The 22,396-nt window shown below is 73.9% G+C and carries 18 protein-coding genes; 16 read left to right on the forward strand and 2 right to left on the reverse strand.

Features of this window, described 5'->3' with window-relative positions; all coding sequences use genetic code 11:
* Position 1: 1 nt before the first annotated feature.
* The 8 genes from ACWEGE_RS07775 to ACWEGE_RS07810 all read left to right on the forward strand — a co-directional run bounded on the left by ACWEGE_RS07775 (position 2) and on the right by ACWEGE_RS07810 (position 11,700).
* Positions 2-1,105: a hypothetical protein gene (locus ACWEGE_RS07775; protein ID WP_449659657.1), complete on the forward strand. Its 1,104-nt coding sequence runs from the start codon at positions 2-4 to the stop codon at positions 1,103-1,105.
* A 1,364-nt stretch (positions 1,106-2,469) separates the two neighbouring features.
* The gene (locus ACWEGE_RS07780; protein WP_449659658.1) at positions 2,470-3,468 is read left to right on the forward strand and encodes a hypothetical protein; all 999 of its coding nucleotides are present in this window, start codon (positions 2,470-2,472) and stop codon (positions 3,466-3,468) included.
* Positions 3,461-5,314 carry a TOMM precursor leader peptide-binding protein gene (locus ACWEGE_RS07785; protein ID WP_449659659.1) on the forward strand — a complete coding sequence of 618 codons (1,854 nt, stop codon included), beginning with the start codon at positions 3,461-3,463 and terminating at the stop codon, positions 5,312-5,314. Before ACWEGE_RS07780 ends, ACWEGE_RS07785 begins: the two co-directional genes overlap by 8 nt.
* A gap of 15 nt (positions 5,315-5,329) precedes the next feature.
* Positions 5,330-7,963, forward strand: coding sequence for a nitroreductase family protein (locus tag ACWEGE_RS07790; RefSeq protein WP_449659660.1), 2,634 nt, complete (start codon positions 5,330-5,332; stop codon positions 7,961-7,963).
* A gap of 13 nt (positions 7,964-7,976) precedes the next feature.
* Positions 7,977-8,987 carry a thiopeptide-type bacteriocin biosynthesis protein gene (locus ACWEGE_RS07795; RefSeq protein WP_449659661.1) on the forward strand — a complete coding sequence of 337 codons (1,011 nt, stop codon included), beginning with the start codon at positions 7,977-7,979 and terminating at the stop codon, positions 8,985-8,987.
* Complete coding sequence (locus ACWEGE_RS07800; RefSeq protein WP_449659662.1) at positions 8,984-9,970, forward strand: ATP-binding cassette domain-containing protein; 987 nt, start codon at positions 8,984-8,986, stop codon at positions 9,968-9,970. The genes ACWEGE_RS07795 and ACWEGE_RS07800 overlap by 4 nt, the downstream gene beginning before the upstream one ends.
* On the forward strand, positions 9,970-10,725 hold the full coding sequence (locus ACWEGE_RS07805; RefSeq protein WP_449659663.1) for an ABC transporter permease: 756 nt from the start codon (positions 9,970-9,972) through the stop codon (positions 10,723-10,725). Before ACWEGE_RS07800 ends, ACWEGE_RS07805 begins: the two co-directional genes overlap by 1 nt.
* Positions 10,726-10,833: 108 nt before the next feature.
* Entirely contained in the window at positions 10,834-11,700 is an 867-nt protein-coding gene (locus ACWEGE_RS07810) for an expansin EXLX1 family cellulose-binding protein (protein ID WP_449659664.1), read from the forward strand.
* Positions 11,701-11,706: 6 nt separating this feature from the next.
* Here the strand turns inward: ACWEGE_RS07810 and ACWEGE_RS07815 are convergent, their stop codons facing one another.
* Complete coding sequence (locus ACWEGE_RS07815) at positions 11,707-12,198, reverse strand: MarR family winged helix-turn-helix transcriptional regulator (RefSeq protein WP_449659665.1); 492 nt, start codon at positions 12,196-12,198, stop codon at positions 11,707-11,709.
* A gap of 109 nt (positions 12,199-12,307) precedes the next feature.
* Between ACWEGE_RS07815 and ACWEGE_RS07820 the strand changes: the two genes are divergently transcribed.
* Complete coding sequence (locus ACWEGE_RS07820; protein ID WP_449659666.1) at positions 12,308-13,489, forward strand: FAD-dependent monooxygenase; 1,182 nt, start codon at positions 12,308-12,310, stop codon at positions 13,487-13,489.
* Between the two features lie 48 nt (positions 13,490-13,537).
* Here the strand turns inward: ACWEGE_RS07820 and ACWEGE_RS07825 are convergent, their stop codons facing one another.
* The gene (locus ACWEGE_RS07825; RefSeq protein ID WP_449659667.1) at positions 13,538-13,735 is read right to left on the reverse strand and encodes a hypothetical protein; all 198 of its coding nucleotides are present in this window, start codon (positions 13,733-13,735) and stop codon (positions 13,538-13,540) included.
* A 190-nt stretch (positions 13,736-13,925) separates the two neighbouring features.
* Here ACWEGE_RS07825 and ACWEGE_RS07830 point away from each other — a divergent pair, with 190 nt between their 5' ends.
* The 7 genes from ACWEGE_RS07830 to ACWEGE_RS07860 all read left to right on the forward strand — a co-directional run bounded on the left by ACWEGE_RS07830 (position 13,926) and on the right by ACWEGE_RS07860 (position 22,320).
* A complete protein-coding gene (locus ACWEGE_RS07830) occupies positions 13,926-15,098 on the forward strand; it encodes an ROK family transcriptional regulator (protein ID WP_449659867.1) in 1,173 nt (390 codons plus the stop codon).
* A gap of 223 nt (positions 15,099-15,321) precedes the next feature.
* The gene (locus ACWEGE_RS07835) at positions 15,322-16,509 is read left to right on the forward strand and encodes an ROK family protein (protein WP_449659668.1); all 1,188 of its coding nucleotides are present in this window, start codon (positions 15,322-15,324) and stop codon (positions 16,507-16,509) included.
* Between the two features lie 73 nt (positions 16,510-16,582).
* On the forward strand, positions 16,583-18,079 hold the full coding sequence (locus ACWEGE_RS07840; RefSeq protein ID WP_449659669.1) for a sugar ABC transporter ATP-binding protein: 1,497 nt from the start codon (positions 16,583-16,585) through the stop codon (positions 18,077-18,079).
* Positions 18,076-19,077, forward strand: coding sequence for an ABC transporter permease (locus ACWEGE_RS07845; RefSeq protein ID WP_449659670.1), 1,002 nt, complete (start codon positions 18,076-18,078; stop codon positions 19,075-19,077). The genes ACWEGE_RS07840 and ACWEGE_RS07845 overlap by 4 nt, the downstream gene beginning before the upstream one ends.
* A 5-nt stretch (positions 19,078-19,082) precedes the next feature.
* A complete protein-coding gene (locus ACWEGE_RS07850) occupies positions 19,083-20,150 on the forward strand; it encodes a substrate-binding domain-containing protein (RefSeq protein WP_449659671.1) in 1,068 nt (355 codons plus the stop codon).
* 29 nt (positions 20,151-20,179) lie between these two features.
* A complete protein-coding gene (locus ACWEGE_RS07855) occupies positions 20,180-21,319 on the forward strand; it encodes a Gfo/Idh/MocA family protein (protein ID WP_449659672.1) in 1,140 nt (379 codons plus the stop codon).
* Positions 21,316-22,320 (forward strand): sugar phosphate isomerase/epimerase family protein, encoded by a 1,005-nt coding sequence (locus tag ACWEGE_RS07860; RefSeq protein WP_449659673.1) that lies wholly within the window; start codon positions 21,316-21,318, stop codon positions 22,318-22,320. Before ACWEGE_RS07855 ends, ACWEGE_RS07860 begins: the two co-directional genes overlap by 4 nt.
* Positions 22,321-22,396: the final 76 nt, after the last annotated feature.

The raw sequence follows: 22,396 nt of genomic DNA on the forward strand, positions 1-22,396 counted from the left end.
CGTGTCCGGCTCGCTCGATGTCGTGGTCTACCACTACGACGACGTCAAGGCGCCGCTGCTGCGCGACGCCGTGCTGCCCGCGCTGGCGGACCTGCCGGACGGCGTCACCGCCCACCTGCAGCGCGGCTGGCTGCACGGGCCGCACGTGCGCGTCCGGCTCGACGGACCGCGGGCTTCGGTGGAGTCCGCCGCCGAAGCCCTCACCGGACGGCTGGCCCGCCACGTCTCGGCGTTCCCGTCGACCGCGAAGCTGGACCGGCGGCAGCTGCTCGACCGGTCGGTCGCGGCCGGCCGCGCGGAGCTCGTCCCGCCGCCCTACGAGCCCTTCGTCGCCGACAACACGGTCCGCACGGAAGTCCCGGATCCGGCCGTGCTGGCGCGCGCCCCCGGCTGGCCGGCGACCGCCGTCACCAAGGCGGCGTTGTTGCGCGCGGGCCTGCCGGCCCTGGCGGCGACGCTCGCGGAGGTCGGCGCCGGAGGCGACTCGGCAGGCGCCCGCGTCCGGGCCACGGTGGTCGCGCTGGCGGCGAACGCCGAGGCGTGGCCGCTCGGCATCGCCGACGGTCAGCTGTCGTTCCGCTCGCACCTCGAGCACTACCTGCACCACCACGACCCGGGCGGGGCGAGGCGCGCCAAGCACGCCGAGGTGTGGGCGCGGCACGGGGACCGGATCTGCGACCTGGTCTCGGCGGTCCGCGGCAGCAGGCCGGCCGGTTCGCCTGCCGACGCGTGGTACCGGTGGAGCGTGGCCGCGCGCCGGATGGCGGCGCTGGCCTCGGCGGAGAGCGAAGACGCCGTGCGCAACACCTCACGCGCGGACCTGCTTCGCTTGGCGGCGGCGTTCGCCGACCCGTCGGTGCGGGGGCAGTACGGCGACGACGTCAGCGAGTTCCACCGATCGCTGCGGCACCGCAGGCCGGCCGCCGGCGAGCGGCGGTGGTTCGAGATCGACCGCTTCTGCACCAACATGCTGTACCAGCTGCTGGCGGTCGCGGACGTGACGCCCGCCGAGCGGTACCTGGCCGCCGCCCTGGTCTGCGCGGCCGTGGAAAAGCTGACCGGCGTCACGGCAGAGGAGCTGCTCGGGGCGGAGCCGGTCCGATGAGGACATCCACGGCGTTCCTGCGGCTCCGGCCGCTGGTGCGGGCGACGCCCACGGAAACGGGCATCCACGTCCGCGGCTGGACGACGGCGGTCACGGTCGACGGAGGCCGCGACCTGTGGCGGCTGTGGCAACGTCTCGGCCCGGCCCTGCGAACCGGGATCCCGGCGGAGGCCGTCGCCGGCCTGGCGGCCCGCCCGGGACCGTGGCGAGCGGCGGCCCGGCTGGTGGAAGCGTTGTCGGAACACGGTTTGCTGGCGGAAGGACCGCAGCCGCCGGCGCCCGGCTGGCTCGACGAGGCGGCGGCGCACCCGGAGCAGGCCCGCCACCGCCTCACGGAGGCGGAAGTGACGGTGCTGGGCGAGGGCCCGGTGGCCGCGGCGGCCCACGAGGCATTCGCGATGGCCGGCGTCTCGGCACGGCCGGGCCCGGCGGCGGGAGACCCGCGCTTGGTGACGGTTTGTGCGGCGGGCGCGGAGGGGGCACCGACGGTGGTGGCGGCCGCCGGGCGCGAGCACGGTTTCGTGACCCACCCGGCGATGCACGGGAGCCTGGGCGGTGGGTTCGGGGTCGCGGCGCTGGGGCGGGCGGCTGCTGGGCAGGAGCCTGGATCGGCGGCGGGCGTGAGTGGTGTTGCGGGGCTGGGGTCGGTGGTGGCTGCGGGTCCGGTGGGCAGTGGGAGTGGTGCCGCGGGTGGTGCGGCGGCGGCAGCGGTGCTTGCTGCTGGGCAGGAGCTTGGGTCGGCGGCGGGCGGGAGTGGTGTTGCGGGGCTGCGGCCGGTGGCGGCTGCTGGGCCGGTGGGCAGTGGGAGTGGTGCGGCGGCGGCAGCGGTGCTTGCTGCTGGGCAGGAGCCTGGATCGGCGGCGGGCGGGAGTGTTGCCGCGGGGCTCCGGCCGGTGGCGGCTGCTGGGCCGGTGGGCAGTGGGAGTGGTGCGGCGGCGGCAGCGGTGCTTGCTGCTGGGCAGGAGCTTGGGTCGGCGGCGGGCGGGAGTGGTGTTGCGGGGCTCCGGCCGGTGGCGGCTGCTGGGCCGGTGGGCAGTGGGAGTGGTGCGGCGGCGGCAGCGGTGCTTGCTGCTGGGCAGGAGCTTGGATCGGCGGCGGGTGGGAGTGGTGCCGCGGGGCTGGGGTCGGTGGTGGCTGCGGGGCCGGTGGGCGGTGAGGTCGGCGCTGCGGATGCTGCGGCGCCGGGGCCGCTGGTGGCTGCGGGGGCAGTGGCGGGCGGGAGTGGTGCCGCGGCGCCGGAGTCGGTGGTGGCCGCCGGGTCGGAATGCGGGGCGGTGTCTGTCGGGTTCGATGCCGTGCCTTCGATTCCGGTGGCGGTTGGCGGGCCCGAGCCGATGGGCGCCGCCGGAGCGGACCCTGGCTCGGTGGCCGCTCGGCTTGCCGATCGGCTCCGCATTTCCGGTGGGGCGCCCTCGGCTCTGGTCGCGGCTGCCGTCGGGGCGGCCGCGGCCCAGCGGGTCGTCCATGCCGTTGGCGGGCTTTCGCTCGGCCCGCGCGGTTTCTCCGGGGCCACCTGGCCGACCGTGCTGATCGCGACCGCCGAGCCCGTGTCCGTGCGTCACCACCCGTGGGTGCTCGGCGGGCCGGTGCCCGCCAAAGCCGGTGGGCTGCGGCTCGAGCTGCTCGAGGCACTCTGCGACCGGTACCTCGGCCTGCTGCCCGCCCCGGAAACCCGTGCCCTGCCCCAGATTCCCGCCGGGCTGGCGATCTGCCGCACCTCGCTCGGCGTCGGGCTCTCGCCCGCCGCCGCGCGGCTGGATGCGGCCGTGCGGGCTGCCGAACTGATGCTCGGCGGACGGCCGGCCGTCGGTATCAGCGGACCGCACGCCGACGGTGTGCTCCTGCGCCGCGCGGTCTTCGACACCGTCGGACGGCAGGCCGTCGCCGGGCGCGAGGACGAGCGGGGCTGGCTGGCCGATCCGCGGGCGCGGCGGTGGTGGACGGCCCTCACCGTGCGCTTCGGGGTGCCCGCCCGCTGCGCCGTGATGCGGCTGGCGGACGGCGTGCAGGTGGCCCGGGTCGACGCCGACGGCCACGAACTCGGCTGGGCGGTCGAGGCCGACGTGGGCACCGCGGCGATGGCGGCGCTGTTCCTGGCGACCGCGCGCCACCAAGCGCGCCGCGCGGGGGCACCCGCCGACGACCGGCCGGGCACCGTCTGCGGCGCCACCCCGTGGTTCGAACCCCAGCCGGCCACCGAACTCCGGCAAGCCACCGAAATGCGGCTGCAGCAGGCAATGCGCCGCCTGGTGCCCGCCGGACGGCATCCCGGACCCGCCCGCCTGACCGGCTCCCGCGAGCTGGCCGCCGGGCTGGTGGGCTGCGGGTTCGTGATCCGCGGAGAAGGAGCCGACCATGGTTGAGCACGCAGGACGCTGGCTGTCGCCGGACGAAGAACTGACCGGCGGCACCTTGCTCGTGGTCGCCTTCTCGACGTGGTGCGTGGCCGACCTGCGCCGGCTCGCCCGCCGCGCCGAGGACGCCGGAGCGGTGACGCTGCCGGTGCGCCACGACGGCGCCACCACCGTGCTCGGCCCGCTGGTGGGCCCCGGAGCCGCCGGGTGCGTCGAGTGCGTCGAGACCGCCCGCCTGCACACGCACGCGCTGCCCGGATTCGTGGAGCCGCCGGCCTTCACCGGGGCGTTCACCCCGATGAGCCGGGTGGTGGCCGAAGCGCTGGTGGCGGAGATCGGCCGCGATCCGGTCGCCGCGGCCGGGACGGTCTGGCTGATCGACGGCAGTGACGCGACGGTCTCGGCGCACCGCGTGCCGCCGTGGCCCGGCTGCCCGGCGTGCGCCGAACGCGCCGGAAAAGCCGACGGCGAACCGGCGCCGTTCGTACCGGTGCCCCGGCCGCTTCCCGTGCCGGGCCTGCTGCGCGGCCCCAACGAGCTCGCGACCCTGCCCCGGCTGCGGGCGCACCTGGTCGAGCCGCGGTTCGGCCCGGTCGTCGCGGTGCGGTCGTTCCCCGAGCCGCTGCCGGCGGTGACGGCGTCGGCCGCGATGGCCTTCCACGGCGACTTCGAGTGGGGCTACGGCCGCTCCGACACCGTGGAGGGCGCCGAGCGGATCGCCTTGTTCGAGGCGGTCGAACGCCGGCTCGCGCTGCAGCCGTTCACCCGCAACGGCGAGCTGTCGGCGTCCTTCGCCGAACTCGGCCCCGGCCGCGCGGTCGACCCGGCGAGCCTGGGCCTGCCGGACCCGCGCTACGACCACCACCCGGCGTCCCGGGTGACGCCGTACCGGCCCGACCTGCGGACCCGCTGGGTGCGGGGCTGGTCGATGACCTGGGAATCCGCGGTCGCCGTGCCGGCGAACATCGCGTACTACGGCCTGCCGTCGGCGCCGGACGCACCCCGGTTCGTCGACGAGACCTCCAACGGCTGCGGCCTGGGCAACAGCCTGGAAGAAGCCGTGCTGTACGGCCTGTTCGAAGTGGCGGAACGCGATGCCTTCCTGATGGCCTGGTACGCGCGGACCCCGCTGGAGCGGGTCGAGCTCCCGGAGGACGAGCGGGTCTTCCACCTGACCGACCGGCTCGACGAGGCCGGCTACGACCTTCTCCTGTTCGACGCCACCAACGACCTCGGGGTGCCCACGGTCGTCTCGCTGGCGCTGAGCCGCACCGACGATCCGGCCAAGCCGCACGCCTACTTCGCGGCCGGCGCCCACCACGACCCGCGAACCGCGCTGGCGGCGGCGGCCCAGGAGGCGGCCGTCGGCGTCCTCACGCACGCCGTCGTGGCGCGGCGGAGCCGGAGCCGCGAGCGGCTCCTCGAGATGCTCGCCGAGCCGACCGAGGTCCGGACCCTGGACGACCACGTCGCCCTCCACTCGCTGCCCGAAGCCCGCCCGCGCTACGACTTCCTGCTGCACGACGGCGATCCCGCGCCGTGGCAGGAAGTCTGGCCCGCGCCGCGCAACCGGACGGCGGACCTGACGACCGTGCTGACCGGCACGGTGACCCGGTGGGCCGGCCTCGGCCTGGAGACCGTCGTGGTGGACCAGACCGATCCCTGGACGCGGGAGCACCTGGGACTGCACGCGGCGAAGGTGGTGGTCCCGGGTGCCCTGCCGATGGCCTTCGGCTTCGTCCACCAGCGGACGGTGGGCCTGCCGAGGCTGCTGCGGGTGCCCTTCGAGCTGGGCCGGGCGCCCGCGGTCCGCGAGCACGACGAGCTGACGTTGTACCCCCACCCGTTCGGATGAGATGGACCGACAGCGATGACCGGAACGAAGACCGACGAGCGAGTCGTCCGGCCGCTCCTGCGGCGTGACGCGGTGGTGCACCGCCGGGAGGGCGGGGCGTACCTGGACGCCGGCGACGCGAACGCGTGGTTCGCCGGAGCCGCCGCCTACGACGTGGTCGAACGGCTGCTGCCGTACCTGACCGGACGGTACTCGGTGGCCCAGATCTGCCGCGGCCTGCCGCCCCGGCGGCGGGAGGTGGTGCACGAGGTCGTCGCCGCGCTGCTCGAGCGGGGCGTCCTGCTCGACGCCGCGGCGGGGGAGCGGCCCGACCTGCTGGACCGCCGGGTCGCCCGGCTGTTCCGGCCCCAGCTGCGGTACCTGCTGCACCTGGCGGACCGCCCCGAGGAGCGGTTCCACCGCTTCCGGACGGCCCGGGTCCTGGCCACCGGCCAGGGTGCGGCCCTGTACTCGGCGGTGTCGGTCCTGCTGCGCAACGGAGCGGCCGACATCGCCGTCCACCCCGACGACGGCGGCTGGCCCTACGCCGCCGCTCTCGAGGCCGAGGTGGCCCGGCTGCGCGGCCGGGCTATCGGCTGCGACCTGCGGATCGGGGGCGCCGCACCGGAACCGGGCTACGACGTCGTCCTGCGCTGCGTCGAAGCCGGCGGCCCGGCGGCGCTGACCCGGCCGGCGCGTCCGGCCCGGCCGGGCGACCCGCCGCTGCTCGCCGCCGGCGTCGTCGGGGACTGGGCCGTGCTCGGCCCGGCGTGGCGGCCGGGCGAACCGGGCTGCCCGGGTTGCGCGGCCGCCCGGCTGGGGTACGAGGCGGACGACCCGTCGACCGGGCCGGTGCCGCTGACGCCGCTGGTGGCGCGGATGCTGGGCGGCTCGCTCGGCTACGCCGCCTTCGGCCTGCTCACCGGGATCGGCACCGGGGACGCACCCGGCGTGGCGGTCGCGCAGGAGCTGCGCACCCTGCGGACGGTGCGGCTGCCGGTCTCCGCCGGCTGCCCGGTGTGCACCGGCCGGACGGAGCCGGTCGAGCCGGTGCCGGTCCCGCCGCTGGTGACGATCCGCCGCGAGGTGGTCCCCGACCGGCCGGCCGCGACCGTCCGGGCGTTCGCCGACGCCGCGCGCAACCGCGTCCGGACGCCGATGCCGCCGGCCGCCTACGTTCCCGACTGGGCGGATCGCCCGCTCATCCACTCGACCTACCCGGGAGCGCCGCTCGAACCGCTGCCGTACCCGGCCGCCCCGCCGGAACAGCCGTTCGGGGCCGGCGCGGTGACGCCGACGTCAGGGTTCACCCCGGAGGCGCTCGGCTGGCTGCTCCACCACGCGTACGGGCCCCTGCGGCGGCGGTTCCGCTTCGACTCCAACCGGCTCGCCGGGTCGTACGGCAGTTACGCGGCGGCCGACTGGGCACGCGGGACGGCCAGCGGCGGCGGGCTGTACCCGCTCGAGATCTACTGGCTGTCCGCCGGCGGGATCCGGCACTACGCGGCGTCGCACCACGCCTTCGAGCGCATCGCCGACGACGACGTGACCGGTTTGGTCGCGCGGGCCGTCCCGCACCCCGACGCGCGATCCGCGGCGCACCACCTGGTGATCACCGCGCGCTTCTGGCGCACCCTGTTCAAGTACGCCAACTTCGGCTACCACGTCGGCTCGATGGACCTCGGCGCGCTGCTGGCCAGCATCGCGCACCTGGGCCGGGGGATCGGCTTCCCGCTGCGCAGCCTGCTCTGGTTCGACGACGACGCCCTCAACGGGCTGCTCGGCCTCGACGCCCACGACGAAAGCGTGCTGGCCGTGATCCCGTTGCCGGGCAACGGTGGCGGGCCGGTCCCGGCCGGCTCGCGGCTCGGCGAGCTGCCGTCGGCGGTCGAGGCCTCGCGCACGGTCCGGCACTTCGCGTGGGCCGAACACGTCCACCGGGCGACCATGCTCACCGCGCCGGCCGCGGCCGGCCTCCGCAACCCGGTGCCGGCCGGGGCGGATCCGCCGTCCGGGCCGGTCGTGGCGCTGCCGCCGCTCCCGCCGGAAGGACGGCGGGAGCCGGTGAGCGCGTTGCTCGCGCGCCGCCGGTCGAGCGCCGGCGGGCTCACGGCCACGCCACCGGTGGCACTGGCCGAGCTGGGGCGGGTCCTGAGCGCGGCCGGCGACGCCGGCCCGCGGCGGACCGACGTCCTGCCGGACGACTCGCCGGAGGGCTGGACCCGGCTCTGGGTGCTGGCCACCCACGTCGCCGGGCTGGCCCCCGGCGGGTACCGCTACGACCGGGACCGCCACGCGCTGCGGCCGCACGGTGCGGGAAAGGCGGGCTCGTGGACCGACGCGCTGACGCGGATCGGCTCGAAGCTGCCGAACTACGCCATCCACCAGGTCGCCGCCACGGTCGTCGTCACCGGCAGGCTCGGCGGCGTGCTCGCCCGCTACGGCCGGCGGGGTTACCGGATCCTGACCGCCGAAGCGGGCAGCGTGCTGCAGACCGCTTCCCTGGCCGCGACGGCGGCCGGCCTCGGTTCCGGCGCGGTGCTGGGGCTCGACCACGACGAAATCATCGAGCTGCTCGGTCTTCCGGGTGACGACGAACGCCCCATGGTGTGCCTGCTGATCGGGAGTGAGAACAGTGTCGAAGCCGACTTCGACCAGCCGACCGGCTGACGCCGATCCGCTGGTGTCCGACTGGGTCGGCCTGCACGTCTTCTACCACGGCGACGCCGATCCACTGCTGACCGGCTGGCTGCGGCCCACCGTCGAACGCCTGCGCGCGAGCGGCGCCGCGGCGGGCTACTTCTTCATCCGGTACTGGCTCGAAGGCGACCACGTCCGCGTCCGGGTGCGGCCGGGACCGGGAGTGCGGCGGGACACCGTGGCCGGCCTCCTGGAAGAGGGGATCGCCCGCTACCTCGGCCGGCACCCGTCGGCCGGCCGGGCGCCGGAGCTGCCGGCGGCGGTGCAGCGCGCGTTCTTCCTCGCCGAATACGACCAGTCCACTTGGGACGCCCGGTACGGCTCCGAGGGGACGATTCCGGTGCGCGCCAACAACACCTGGCGCCGGGTCCCGTACGAGCCGGAGTACCGGCGCTACGGCGGGCCGCTCGGCGTCGAGCTGGCCGAATGGCACTTCGAAGTGTCGAGCGACGTCGTGCTGGGCCTGCTGGGTTCGCCGCGGTCGCGCCGGCTGGGCGTGTCGGCCCGGCTGGCCCTCGTCCTCTGCGCGACCTTCCTGGACGACGACGCGGCCATCGCCGGCTTCCTTGCGGGCTACCGGGATTTCTGGCACCGCGGGTACGGCCTCGGCGACGACCCGGACGCGGCCTACGGCGGGGCCTACCGGCGGATGGCGGGCCGGCTCCGGCCCGACGCCGCCGCGATCCTCGCCGCGGCCCGCGGGGGAGGGCCGGACCCGGGGCCGGTCCTCGGCGGCTGGGTGCGGCACTGCCGGCTGCTCCGGGAGCGCGTCACCGAGCTGGCGCGCAGCGGGGGCTACGAGTCGCACGAACGGGACGCGGTGGTCCGCGACGCGAGCGTCGCGCTGCGGGAACTGCTGCCGTCCTTCGTGCACATGACCAACAACCGCCTCGGCATCACCATCGCCGAGGAGGCGTACCTGGCCCACCTGACCCGGTCGGCGGTTTCGAGCCCGCGGCCGGACGCCCGGACGAGCGACGAGGAGACCCCATGATTCACGCCAGCGGACTGGCCAGGACGTTCACCAGCCGCGCCGGCTCGGTCGACGCCGTGCGGGGCGTCGACATCGACGTCGGTGCCGGCGAGCTCGTCGGCTTCCTCGGCCCGAACGGCGCGGGCAAGAGCACGACGCTGCGGATGCTGACGACGCTGCTGCGCCCGACCCGGGGCACCGCGGCGGTGGCCGGGCTCGACCTGCTGGCCGACCCGGCCGGCGTGCGCCGCCGCATCGGCTACGTGGCCCAGGGCGGCGCGACCGCGTCCAACGTCCCGATCGGGGACGAGCTCGTGACGCACGGACGGTTCTACCGCATGCCCAAGGCCGACGCGGTGGCCCGCGCGCAGGCGCTCTACCGGCAGCTCGACCTCGCCGGGCTGGATCGGCGCCCGGCACGGACGCTGTCCGGCGGCCAGCGCCGCCGCGTCGACATCGCGATGGCGCTGATCCACCGGCCCCGGCTGATCTTCCTGGACGAGCCGACGGCCGGGCTCGACCCGCAGAGCCGGAGCAACCTGTGGGAGCACATCCGCGGCCTGCGCGCCGAGCACGGCGTGACGGTGTTCCTCACGACCCACTACCTCGAGGAGGCGGACCAGCTGTGCGACCGCGTGCTGGTGATCGACGCCGGAGCCATCGTCGCCGAAGGGACGCCCGCCGAGCTCAAGCGCAAGGTGTCCGGGGACGCGGTCACGCTCACGATCGCCGACCCCGCCCGGATCGGCGCGGCGACCGGGGTCGTCGCCCGCACCCCGGGTGCCCAGGAGGTGGTGACCGACGGGCCGACCGTGCGCTTCCGCGTCCCCGAGGGCGATGCCGCGCTGCCCGGCCTGCTGCACCACCTCGCCGCCGAGTCGGTTTCGCTGGCCTCGATCGGCGTGCAGCGGCCCACGCTCGACGACGTGTTCTTCGCCCTCACCGGCCGGGCCCTCCGTGAACCGGAGAGCGCCGGAGCCGCCGTTCCCGCCGGAGGTGCCTGATGCTGCTCGACACGTGGCTGGTGTTCGGCCGCGCGGTCCGGCAACTGCGCAGTGTGTTCTGGATCGTCTTCGGCCTCGCGCAACCGGTGCTGTACCTGGGGTTGTTCGCGCCGCTGCTGACGCCGATCGTCAACACCACCCCGGGCCTGCCCGCGGGCAGCGCGTGGCAGATCTTCGTCCCGGCCCTGTTGGTGCAGATGGCCATGGTCGGCGGCCTGTTCGTCGGGTTCGGGCTGCTGGCCGAGTACCGCGAGGGCGTGATCGAGCGGATGCGCGTCACGCCGGTCAGCCGCACCGCCCTGCTGCTGGGCCGGGTGCTGTGCGACAGCGCGGTGACCCTGCTCCAGGGCGGGCTGATGGTGGGCATCGCGGCGGTGTTCGGCCTCCGCGTCCCGCTCGGCGGCGCGGTGGCGGGCCTGCTGCTGATGACGCTGCTGAGCGCGGCGCTGTCCTCGGCGTCCTACGCGGTCGCGATGGCGGTCAAGCGCGAGAACAGGTTCATGCCGCTGCTGAACTCGGCCCTGCTCCCGCTCGTGCTGCTTTCGGGCATCCTGCTGCCGATGCAGCTCGCCCCGGGCTGGCTCCGCTTCCTGTCCCGCGTCAACCCGCTCAGCTACGTCGTGGACGCCGAGCGTGCGGTGTTCCTGGGCGACCTCACCTCGGGCACGGCGGTGCTGGGGAGCGTGATCGCGGTGGTGCTCGCCGTGGTGGCGATCGTGCTGGGGGCGTTGACCTTCCGGCGCCGGAACGAGTGACGGCGCGGCTGTCCGGCCGCGTCGGGGCCGCGCTGTGTTAGCGTTCCCACCGCCCGGCGCGCCCCCAGGCGCCGTCCGATGTGGCCGCTCAGCGGTTCGGGAGGTGCGGTGCCCAGACGCGCGGTGGTGCTTTCGGTCGTGGCCCTGCTCGTGGTGGCCGTGCCGGTCGTCGTCCTGGTGACGACCCGGGCGGACGGCTCGGCGCCGGCCGCCGCGGCGGGCAGATCGGACGCCGCAGCGGCGATCGGGACGACCGTCACCACCCCGCCGTTCACCACGCAGCCGACCCCGGCGAGCACGACGGCCACGTCTTCCGGCGCACCGCCTCCGGCGTCCACGACCGCGTCCGGTGACGCGCCGCTCGCCGGGCGCATCAAGCCGGGCGCGCCCCACTCCGGGGTCGCCACGTTCTACGACACCGACGGCACCGGCGCGTGCGGGTACGACGCGAGCCCGGATCCGTTGAACGCGGCCATGAACGTCGCCGACTTCGAGGGTGCCCAGGCGTGCGGGGCCTACGTCCGGGTCCAGGCGGCCGGCGGCGCGAGCGTGACGGTGCGGATCACCAACCTGTGCCCGGCGCCGTGCCGGGTGGGGCAGCTGGACCTCAACCCCGAGGCGTTCGACCGGCTCGGGGCGCGCGTCCGCGGGGAAATCCCGGTCACCTGGCAGCTGGTGAGCCCGCCGTCGCTGCCGGGCATCTCGCTGCGCTACAAGGAGGGATCGTCCCGGTACTGGTGCGGGATCCAGGTGATCGACCACCGCAACCCGGTGGCAAGACTGGAAGTCCGGGCCGGCGGCAGCTGGAAACGCCTGCAGCGCACCGATTACAACTACTTCCTGTCGGAGAACGGCGCCGGGTGCGGCGGGGCGGTCGCGGTCACCGACGTCTACGGCGAGCGGCTCGTCGTCGACCCGCTGCCGGTCGAGCCGGGTGTCAGCCAGCCGGTGAAGCTGCAGTTCACCCGGCACTGACCGGCGTCAGTCCTCCTCTTCGCCGCTCTTCGACAGGAAGGCCGCGAGGTCGTCGGTGAAGCGCAGGAGCAGGTCGTAGAAGGTCCGGCGGTCCTGCGGGTCCCAGCCGGACAGCGCGTCGCCGAACCAGCCGAGCAGGGTGGTGACGTACCGGTCGGCGATCTCGGCGCCGTCGGCGGTCAGCTCGACCAGCCGGGCGCGCCGGTCGTCGGGGTCGGCCAGGCCGTGGACGAGCCGCCGTCGTTCGAGCACGTGCAGGTGCCGGGTGACGTGCGGCCCGGCGACCCGCATCCGCTCCGCGATCTCGCCGACGCGCATCGCCTTCCCGGTCATGTGCAGGGCGAGGATGATCGACAGGCCGGGGCGGTCGAGGTCGGCTCCGATCCGCTTCATCGCCCGCTCGCCGAAGCCACTGCGGTTCATCAGGTTGCCCAGCTGCAGGAGCCGGGGCAGCACGGCACGCAGGTCGGACACGTCGCCGGCGTCTGTGTCGGCCATCACACCTCTTAGATAGCTAACTTAGGTATATAGTCGGTCGGGTCGGGGGTTGATCCAGCGCATTGTCGCACCTCGAACTTGGATACCTAACTTAGCTATAGGAGCCGTCATGAAGCGAGTTCTGATTTCGGGCGCCAGCATCGCCGGACCGGCCCTGGCCTTCTGGTTGCGGCAGGCCGGGTTCGCGGTGACCGTCGTCGAAAAGGCCGCCGCGCTCCGGGTCGGCGGCTATCCCATCGACATCCGCGGCACGGCGCTGGACGCCGTCGACCGGATGGGGATCCTGCCGCGCCTGCAGGACCTGCACATCTCGACGCGGCGGCTGACGTTCCTCGACGCCGACGGCGGCGAAATCGCGTCGCTGGTCCCGGACGCGGTCATCGGGGGCATCGAAGGGGAAGACCTCGAGATCCGCCGCGGCGACCTGATCCGGACGCTGTACGACCTGGTGCGCGACGACGTCGAGGTCCGCTTCGGCGACACCGTGGAAACCCTCACCGACCACGGCGAAGGGGTCGACGTCACCTTCCGCGGCGGCCGCGCGGAGCGCTACGACCTGGTGATCGGCGCCGACGGCCTGCATTCCCGGACGCGGGAGCTCGCCTTCGGCGACGAAGCACCGTTCCACCACTACCTCGGCTACTGCTTCGCCGGCTTCACCATGCCCAACGACTTCGGGCTGGTCCGCGAGGGGCTCACCTGGAGCACGCCGGGCAAGGGCGCGGCGCTGTACGCCGTGCTCGACAGCGAAGAGGTCCACGGCTTCCTGGTCTCCGCCCGCCCGGAGCCGCCGATGGAGGCGTTCCGGAACCCCGGAGCCCAGCGGGACCTCATCGCCCACACCTTCGAGGGCGAGGGCTGGGAAATCCCGCGCATGGTCGCGGCGATGCGCGAAGCCGACGACCTGTTCTTCGACGTGATCAGCCAGATCCGCATGCCACGCTGGTCGTCCGGCCGGGTCGCGCTCGTCGGCGACGCCGCGCACGCGCCGTCGTTCCTGACCGGCCAGGGCACGAGCCTCGCCCTGGTGGGCGCGTACGTCCTCGGCCACGCGCTGGCGACCATCCCCGACCACACGGCGGCTTTCGCGGCGTACGAGCACCGGGTGCGTGGTTTCGTCGAGGCCAACCAGGCGCTGGTGACCGAAGGCCAGGTGACGCTGTTCCCGGCGACGGCGGAAGCCCTCGAGCGGCGCAACGCCGCGCTGCGGCAGTTCACCGAGGTGCCGCGCGCGCCGAAGCCCGAGCACTCGGCCCTCACCCTGCCGGACTTCCCGGTGCGGGTGCGGTGAGGCGGGCCGGTCCGGTTCGAGGGCAGGCCCCGCCGTCCGCCGGTGGCCTCAGGCGCCCGGGATGATCAGGATCGGGTAGGTCCGGGGGACGACGCACAACGCGGTCGTCGCGAACATCGCGAGCGAGCTGCCGATGCACCTCTCCGCCGGGACGCTTTCCGCCTGGGCCGAGGCGGTGGTCGTCGTGCCGAGCAGGACGCCGGTCGTCAATGCCAGCGCCCCGAGCGCGGCCGTAATCCGTCGCATGGTGGTCCTCCTGTCGTGGAGCCGGTTTCCGATGGCCGGAGGCTGCCCCGGAACCGGGGCGGCCGAACGGCTCCGCGGCCGATCGCACCGGTCCGGGTGACCCCCACAGGGAGCCCGCCACCGCCGGGACGGCCGGGAAAGCACCAGTACGCTGAGGCGAATGAGCACGGTATCCACCCCGGAGCAGTCGATGGTCGAAACCCGGCACCAGACCCGGCTGCTGACCCTGCTGCGGGACGACGGCCCGATGTCGCGGGTCGAGCTGGGGGAGCGGCTGGAGCTGCCGCGCGCCCGGGTGGGTGCCGAGGTGGCGCGGCTCGCGGAGGTCGGGCTCGTCGAGGCCGCCGGGCCCTCGGCCAGCCGGGGCGGCCGCCGGTCGACGCTGGTCCGGCTCGCGGGCGAGCTGCGGGTGCTCGCGGTGGACGTCGGGGCGACGTCGGTCGGCGTGGCGGTCACCGACGCTTCGTGCGAGGTGCTCGCGCACGCGGTCGAGGACTGCGACGTCCGGCAGGGGCCGCACCCGGTGCTGCGGCGGGTCGCCGAGCTCGCGGCGAAGGTCCGCGAAGAGGCGCCCGGCCGGCTGATCGCGGCCGGCATCGGGCTGCCGGGGCCGGTCAGCTTCGCCGAGGGGATGGCCGTCGCGCCGCCGATCATGCCCGGCTGGGACCGGTTCAACGTGCGCGACCACCTGGGCGGGCTGTGGGGCTGCCCGGTCGCGGTGGACAACGACGTCAACACGATGGCGCTCGGGGAGCGGCACGCCGGGGTCGCGCGCTCGACCGACGACCTGATGTTCGTCAAGATCGGCACCGGGATCGGCTGCGGGATCGTGCTCGGCGGCAAGGTCTACCGCGGGGTAGCCGGCACGGCGGGCGACATCGGGCACATCCGGCTCGACGACTTCGGCCCGACCTGCGCGTGCGGCGAGGTCGGCTGCCTGGAGGCCTACTTCGGCGGGGCCGCGCTGGCCCGCGACGGGCTGGCGCTGGCCCGCAGCGGCCGCTCGGCGTTCCTGGCCGAGGCGGCCGCCGAACGCGGCGCGGTCACCGCCCGTGACGTCGGCCGGGCCGCCGCGGCGGGCGACTCCGGCGCGGTCAACCTCATCCGCGACGGCGGACGGCGGCTCGGCCAGGTCATCGCCTCGCTGGTCTGCTTCATCAACCCCGGGATGGTGGTGATCGGCGGCGGGGTGGCCCAGCTCGGGCACCAGCTGCTCGCCGAGGTGCGCAGCGCGGTGTACCGGCGCTCGCTGCCACTGGCCACCGGGAACCTCCCGATCGTGCTGTCCGAGCTGGGCGAGACGGCGGGCGTGATCGGCGCGGCTTGGTCGGCCACCGATCGGGCGTTCACCCTCAGCAGCTGAAGCCGTTCACTGACAGAGCGTTGCTGAACGTGTCCACAGTGTAACGTCAAGATCGGACAGACTTTCGCGTGTTGTGAGCGAAAGTCTGTCTGGTTTCGCACGTCTATCCGGGTGAAAACCCGACTTAACGTCCTGATATCACCTTGACGAGTGATGCCAGTCACCCTACTTTCGCTGCCTGAGCGACAAAGTACGTTCAGGAACAGCGCAAGATGGGGGCATCGTGGCCGTCACCGGAACGAGGCAAGCCGGCTCGGCGAGCCCGCGTACGGCGAACCTGGCCGCGGTCCTGCGGGCGCTGCGCACCGGCCCGCTCTCGCGCACCCAGCTGGCGGCCCGGTGCGGGATCGCGAAGTCCGCGGTGCCCGGCCTGCTCGCCGAGCTCACCGGGCGCGGCCTGGTCCGGCCCGCCGGGGTCCGCTCCGGCGCCGGGCGGCCGAGCCGGCTGGTCGAGCTGCACGGCGAAGACGCGTACGCACTGGCTCTGGGCATCGAGGCCGACCGGCTGTCGGCGCTGGTCACCGATCTGTCCGGCCGGGTGCTGGCCGAGCGGACCGAGGCCGTCGACGTCGCCGCGCTCGGGCTCCCCGCCGGGCTGGACGAACTCGCCCGCCTGGCGCGCCGGGTGCTGCCCGGTCCACCGGTCGGGGTCGCCGTGTCGGTGCCCGGGCTGGTCGACTCGGCCGCCGCCGTGCTGCGGCTCGCCCCGGCGCTGCGCTGGCGGGACGCGGAAATCGCCGGTCTGCTGGCGGCGCGGCTGTCGGTGCCGGCCGATGCCGTCGCCGTGGACAACGACGCCAACCTCGGTGCGCTCGCCGAATCGGCCGCGGGCACCGGGACCGACGTCTTCTACCTCGGCGGCGCGACCGCGGTCGGTGGCGGGTTCGTCTCCCGCGGCACGATCCTCCGTGGTGCGCGCGGCTTCGCGGGCGAGGTCGGGCACCTCGCCGTCGACCCGTCCGGCGAGCGGTGTCCCTGCGGCCGGACGGGCTGCCTGGAAACCAAGGCGAACCCGGCCGCGCTCCTGCGGGCGGCCGCGGCCCCGGGCGACCCGCTGCACGATCCGGCGCCCGGCCTGGACGCCCGGATCGCCCGGCTCACCGACCGCGTCCGGCGCGGCGACCAGCGCGCGCTGACGGCGGTGCACGAACTCGGTGTCGCGCTCGGCGTCGCCCTGTCCACTGTGGTCGACGTGCTCGATCCGGACGTCGTCGTGCTCGGCGGGTACTTCGCCGGGCTGGGGGAGTGGCTGGTCGAGCCGGTCCGCGTCGAGCTCGCGGCCCGGCCGCTCGGCCAGGCCCGGGTGGTGGCCTCCGGTCTCGGCCTGCGGGCCCCGCTGCGGGGCGCCGCGCACCTGGCGGCCGAGCGGCTGTTCGCGAACCCGACGCTCGCCGAGGAGGTCACGGTATGAGAGAGCTTGCGAGCGAACCACTCGACACCGCGCTTCCGGCGCAGGCGGCACCGAGCGCCGGCGAGGTGTGCGCATGAGCCTGCTGTCCGTCCGCGGGATCGTGAAGACGTTCCCCGGGGTCCGCGCCCTCGACGGCGTCGACTTCGACGTCGAACCCGGCGAAGTGCACTGCCTGCTCGGCCAGAACGGCGCCGGGAAGTCGACGCTGATCAAGGTGCTCTCCGGCGCGCACCAGCCCGACACCGGGGAGATCACCTGGCAGGGCGAGCCCGTCACGCTCGGATCGCCGGTCGACGCCCTGCGCCTCGGCATCGCCACCATGTACCAGGAACTCGACCTCGTGCCCGGGCTTTCGGTGGCGGACAACATCTTCCTCGGCCACGAACGCGCCCGGTTCGGCTTCACGCGGATTTCCCAGGCCCGGGCCGAAGCCGCCCGCCTGATGGCCCGGCTCGGCCACCCGGACATCCGGCCGTCGACCGAGGTCGGCAAGCTGCCGGCCGCCGGGCAGCAGCTGGTCTCGATGGCCCGCGCCCTGGCCCACGACGCCCGGCTGCTCGTGATGGACGAACCCACCGCCGCGCTGGCCGGCGAGGAGGTCGACAACCTCTTCCGGATCGTCGGCGAACTGACCGCCGACGGCGTCGCGGTCGTCTACATCTCGCACCGCCTGGAGGAACTGCGCCGGATCGGGCACCGGGTGACCGTGCTCAAGGACGGCCGGACCGTCGGCACCGGCCTCGACGCCCGCACCACGCCGACCGCCGACCTGGTCGCGCTGATGGCCGGACGCCGGGTGGAGACGGTCTTCGGGCCGCGCCACGACGGCCACGGCCGGCCGGAGACGGCGCTCGAAGTCGCGAACCTCACCCGGCACGGCGAGTTCGAGGACGTCAGCTTCACCGTCCACGCCGGCGAGGTCGTCGGCATCGCCGGACTGGTCGGCTCCGGGCGCAGCGAGCTGCTGGAGACGATCTTCGGCGCCCGCAAGGCCGACCGCGGGACCGTGGCGGTGCAGGGAAAGCCGCTCGGCCCCGGGGTCCGGGCGGCGGTCCGGGCGGGCATCGGCCTTGCGCCCGAGGAGCGCAAGAGCCAGGGCCTGCTGCTGGACCTGCCCGTGGTGCACAACGTCACGCTGGCCAGCCTCGGCCGGTACGCGAAGCTCGGCTTCACCGAACGCGCCAAGGAACTGGACGACGCCGGCGCGAGCCTGCGCCGCCTCGACCTGCGGCCCGCCGACCCCCGGCGGATCGTCCGCACGCTCTCCGGCGGCAACCAGCAGAAGGCCGTGCTCGCGCGGTGGCTGGTCCGCGGGTGCCGGGTGCTGCTGCTCGACGAGCCGACGCGCGGCGTCGACGTCGGCGCCCGCGCCGAGCTGTACCGGCTGATCGACGAGCTGGCCGCCACCGGCGTCGCGATCGTGCTGGTGTCCAGCGAAATCCCCGAGGTGCTCGGGTTGTCCGATCGGGTGCTGGTGCTGCGCGAGGGCCGCGTCCTCGCCGACCGGCGCTCCGGCGGGCTGACCGAAGCCGAGGTGCTCGACGTGATTCTCGAGGGGAGCGCGGCATGACCGAAACGCAAGCACCGCCCCAGGAAGCGCTTCCCGCCGAACGGAAGCGGTTCGCCTTCTCCGCCGACCCGCGGCTGCTCGGCCTGGCGGGCGTGCTGGTCGTCCTGTGCCTGGTCGGCCAGTTCACCCGGCCCGAGCTGTTCTTCACCGAAAGCAACATCTCGACGATCCTGCGGCTGGCCGCGGCGATCGGCGTGGTCAGCGTCGGGATGACGTTCGTGATCATCAGCGGCGGCATCGACCTGTCCGTCGGCTCGATGGTCGGCCTGGCCGGCGTCTGGCTGACGACCCTGGCGACCCAGTCGTACGGCCCGTGGGTGATGGTCCTGTGTGGACTGGCCGTCGGGCTCGGCTGCGGGCTGGTCAACGGCGTGCTGGTCGCCTACGGCAAGGTCGTGCCGTTCATCGCGACGCTGGCGATGTACGTCTCGGCGCGCGGGCTGGCCGAGCGGATCAGCGGCCGGCGCACCCAGGTCGTCGCCGACCGGGACTTCCTCGCCTTCTTCCGCGGCGGCTTCCTCGGGATCCCGACGCTGATCTGGCTGTTCGCGCTGGTCTTCGCGGTCGGCTGGGTGGTGCTCAACCGCACCACGTTCGGGCGCCGGACGTACGCGGTCGGCGGCAACGCCGAGGCGTCGCGGCTGGCGGGGATCAACGTCAAGCGCCACCTCGCGCTCGTCTACGGGGTGGCCGGGCTGTGCTGCGGGATCGCGGCGCTCATGGTCGTCGCGCGGACGACCGCGGGCGCGTCGACCAACGGCATGTTCTACGAGCTCGACGCGATCGCGGCGGTGGTCATCGGCGGCACGCTGCTGACCGGCGGCCGCGGCTCGCTCATCGGCACGCTGGTCGGCGTGCTGATCTTCACGGTGCTGTCGAACATCTTCACGCTGAACAACCTGGACACCGACATCCAGAACATCGCCAAGGGCGTGATCATCGTGCTCGCCGTGCTCTTGCAGTTCCGGGCCAGGAAAGCCAGGACCGGTAGTCAGTAACACCGATGGAGGTCAACATGGCCGAACACCCCTTCCTCGGCCGCCGGGGATTCCTGCTGGGCGGGGCCGCGGTCGGCGCCGGTGCGCTGCTGGCCGGCTGCACGTCGAACACGCCGGCGAACTCGGAGTCCAACGCACCGGTCGCCAACGCGGGCAACAACGCCCAGCCGGGCAAGCCGATCACCATCGGCTTCTCCGCGCCGGCCGCCGACCACGGCTGGATCGCGGCGATCACCAAGAACGCCAAGGCCCAGGCGCAGAAGTTCAGCGAGGTGAAGTTCACCGCGACCGAAGGCACCAACGACGTCAACCAGCAGATCTCCCAGGTGGAGACGCTGATCAACGCCAAAGTCGACGTCCTGGTGATCCTGCCCTTCGACGGCAAGGCACTCACCGCGGTCGGCCAGCAGGCGATGGACGCCGGCATCCCGGTGATCAACCTCGACCGCATCTTCGACACCCCGCTGGCCTATAGAACCTGGATCGGCGGCGACAACTACCGGATGGGCGTCAACGCGGGCAACTACATCGCCGCGGAGCTCAAGAAGAAGAACGTCGCCAACCCGATCATCGGCGAGGTCGCCGGGATCGACTCGCTGCCGCTGACCCAGGAACGCAGCAAGGGCTTCAAGGACGCGCTCGGCCGCGCCGGGTTCAAGGTCGGGCCGCGCGTCTCGGCGCAGTTCACGTCGGAGTCGGGCGAGCAGCAGACGGCGAACCTGCTCCAGGGCGCACCGAAGCTGGACGCGCTGTGGAACCACGACGACGACCAGGGCATCGGCGTCAACGCGGCGATCGACACCGCGGGCCGCAAGGAGTTCATCATGGTCGGCGGCGCGGGGTCGAAGAACATGATGAACCTGATCAAGGCCGACTCGTCACCGATCAAGGCGACCGTGCTCTACAGCCCGTCGATGGCCTCGACGGCGATCGCGCTGGCCCGGCTGCTCGGGCAGGGCAAGGGGATCGGCGACCTGGCCGAGCACGACATCCCGGCCGAGATCACCACCTACTCGGCGGTCGTGACCAAGGAGAACGTCGACCAGTACCTCGACGTCGGCTTCGATTCCTGACTTCGCAAGGCACACGACAAAGGAGGGGCATGAGCCGGGAAACCATCGGGATCGGCATGGTGGGCCACGCGTTCATGGGTGCGGTGCACTCGCACGCCTGGCGCAGCGTCCACCGGTTCTTCGACCCACCGCTGGTGCCGCGGCTCGCCGTCCTCGGCGGCCGCGACGAGGACCGGGCCCGCGCGGCGGCGGAGAAGTTCGGCTGGGAAGACGTCGAGACCGACTGGCGGAAGCTCGTCACCCGGGACGACGTCGGCCTGGTCGACGTCTGCACCCCGGGGGACAGCCACGCCGAGATCGCGATCGCCGCGCTGGCCGCCGGGAAGCACGTGCTGTGCGAGAAACCCCTGGCCAACTCGGTTGCCGAGGCCGAAGCGATGGCCGAGGCGGCGCGGCGGGCCCGGGACCGCGGGGTCCGGGCCATGGTCGCGTTCAACTACCGCCGGGTGCCCGCGCTCGCCCACGCCAGGAAGCTGGTGGCGGGCGGGGCGCTCGGCGAGGTCCGGCACGTCCGGGCGGTCTACCTGCAGGACTGGCTGTCCGACCCGCAGGCGCCGATGACCTGGCGGCTGCGGCGCGAAAGTGCCGGGTCGGGCGCGCTCGGCGACCTCGGGGCGCACATCGTCGACGCCGCCCAGTTCGTCACCGGCGAGGTGGTCACCGGCGTTTCGGCGCTGACGAACACCTTCGTCAAGCAACGGCCGGCCGAGAACGGCGGCACCGACGAGGTGACCGTCGACGACACCGCGTTGTTCCTGGCGCGGCTGTCCGGGGGAGCGGTGGCGACCTTCGAAGCGACCCGGTTCGCGCTGGGCCGCAAGAACGCCATGCGGCTGGAGATCAACGGCTCGAAAGCGAGCCTGGCCTTCGACTTCGAGGCCATGAACGAGCTCCAGTGGTACGAGGGCAGCGGCACCGAAGCGGGCTTCCGCCGGATCCTCGTCACCGAGCCGCAGCACCCGTACGTCGGCGCGTGGTGGCCGCCGGGGCACCTGCTCGGCTACGAGCACACGTTCACCCACGAGGTCGCCGACCTCCTGGACGCCATCGGCGCGGGCACCGACCCCGCGCCGGGCTTCGACGACGGCCTGCGTGTCCAGCGGGTGCTGGCCGCCGTCGAGAAAAGCGCCGCCGCACAAGCGCAATGGACACCGGTGGAGGAGAAATGAGCCGTCCCGTCACGTTGTTCACCGGCCAGTGGGCCGACCTGCCGTTCACCGAGGTCTGCAAGCTCGCCTCGGAATGGGGTTACGACGGGCTGGAAATCGCCTGCTCGGGCGACCACTTCGAGGTCGACCGGGCCCTGTCCGAAGAGGACTACGTGCCGGGGCGGCTGCGGCTGCTCGCCGAGCACGGCCTCAAGGTGTGGGCGATCTCGAACCACCTCGTCGGGCAGGCCGTCTGCGACGACCCGATCGACCACCGGCACCAGGCGATCCTGCCGTCCCGCATCTGGGGCGACGGCGAACCCGAGGGCGTCCGGCAGCGCGCGGCGGCCGAGATGGCCGACACCGCGCGGGCGGCGGCGAAGCTCGGCGTCGACACCGTCATCGGCTTCACCGGCTCCAAGACCTGGAAGTACGTGGCGATGTTCCCGCCGGTCTCGAGCGATGACATCGACGACGGCTATGCGGACTTCGCCCGCCGGTGGAACCCGGTCCTGGACGTCTTCGACGAGGTCGGTGTCCGGTTCGCGCACGAGGTCCACCCGTCGGAGATCGCCTACGACTACTGGACGACCAAGCGCGCGCTGGCGGCCGTGGACCACCGGCCCGCGTTCGGGCTGAACTGGGACCCGTCGCACTTCGTCTGGCAGGACCTCGACCCGGTCGGGTTCATCCTCGACTTCGCCGACCGGATCTACCACGTCGACTGCAAGGACACCCGCAAGCGCTTCGACGGCCGCAACGGACGGCTCGGCTCGCACCTGGCCTGGGCGGACCCGCGGCGGGGCTGGGACTTCGTGTCCGTCGGCCACGGCGACGTCCCGTGGGAGGACTGCTTCCGGGCGCTGAACTCGATCGGCTACGCCGGCCCGATCTCGGTGGAGTGGGAGGACGCCGGGATGGACCGGCTCCGGGGCGCGGCGGAGGCGGTGAAGTACGTCCGCGAGCACCTGTTCGACAAGCCGTCGGCGGCTTTCGACGCGGCTTTCAGCAACCAGAGGTGAGGGGAGTTCCCTGTTCCTCGGCTCGCGCGGGCATCGGCGGCGGTTTGGCACCGGCGGGCGGGGGTAAGCGGAAGGC

The sequence above is a fragment of the Amycolatopsis sp. NPDC004747 genome (genome assembly GCF_053601335.1).

Bases quoted from the DNA above. Each gene is read 5' to 3' on its own strand.
- ACWEGE_RS07785 (WP_449659659.1), top strand. From the start codon at position 3,461: ATGGTTGAGCACGCAGGACGCTGGCTGTCGCCGGACGAAGAACTGACC.
- ACWEGE_RS07790 (WP_449659660.1), top strand. From the start codon at position 5,330: ATGACCGGAACGAAGACCGACGAGCGAGTCGTCCGGCCGCTCCTGCGG.
- ACWEGE_RS07800 (WP_449659662.1), top strand. From the start codon at position 8,984: ATGATTCACGCCAGCGGACTGGCCAGGACGTTCACCAGCCGCGCCGGC.
- ACWEGE_RS07805 (WP_449659663.1), top strand. From the start codon at position 9,970: ATGCTGCTCGACACGTGGCTGGTGTTCGGCCGCGCGGTCCGGCAACTG.
- ACWEGE_RS07815 (WP_449659665.1), bottom strand. From the start codon at position 12,198: ATGGCCGACACAGACGCCGGCGACGTGTCCGACCTGCGTGCCGTGCTG.
- ACWEGE_RS07820 (WP_449659666.1), top strand. From the start codon at position 12,308: ATGAAGCGAGTTCTGATTTCGGGCGCCAGCATCGCCGGACCGGCCCTG.
- ACWEGE_RS07825 (WP_449659667.1), bottom strand. From the start codon at position 13,735: ATGCGACGGATTACGGCCGCGCTCGGGGCGCTGGCATTGACGACCGGC.
- ACWEGE_RS07830 (WP_449659867.1), top strand. From the start codon at position 13,926: ATGGTCGAAACCCGGCACCAGACCCGGCTGCTGACCCTGCTGCGGGAC.
- ACWEGE_RS07840 (WP_449659669.1), top strand. From the start codon at position 16,583: ATGAGCCTGCTGTCCGTCCGCGGGATCGTGAAGACGTTCCCCGGGGTC.
- ACWEGE_RS07845 (WP_449659670.1), top strand. From the start codon at position 18,076: ATGACCGAAACGCAAGCACCGCCCCAGGAAGCGCTTCCCGCCGAACGG.
- ACWEGE_RS07850 (WP_449659671.1), top strand. From the start codon at position 19,083: ATGGAGGTCAACATGGCCGAACACCCCTTCCTCGGCCGCCGGGGATTC.
- ACWEGE_RS07855 (WP_449659672.1), top strand. From the start codon at position 20,180: ATGAGCCGGGAAACCATCGGGATCGGCATGGTGGGCCACGCGTTCATG.
- ACWEGE_RS07860 (WP_449659673.1), top strand. From the start codon at position 21,316: ATGAGCCGTCCCGTCACGTTGTTCACCGGCCAGTGGGCCGACCTGCCG.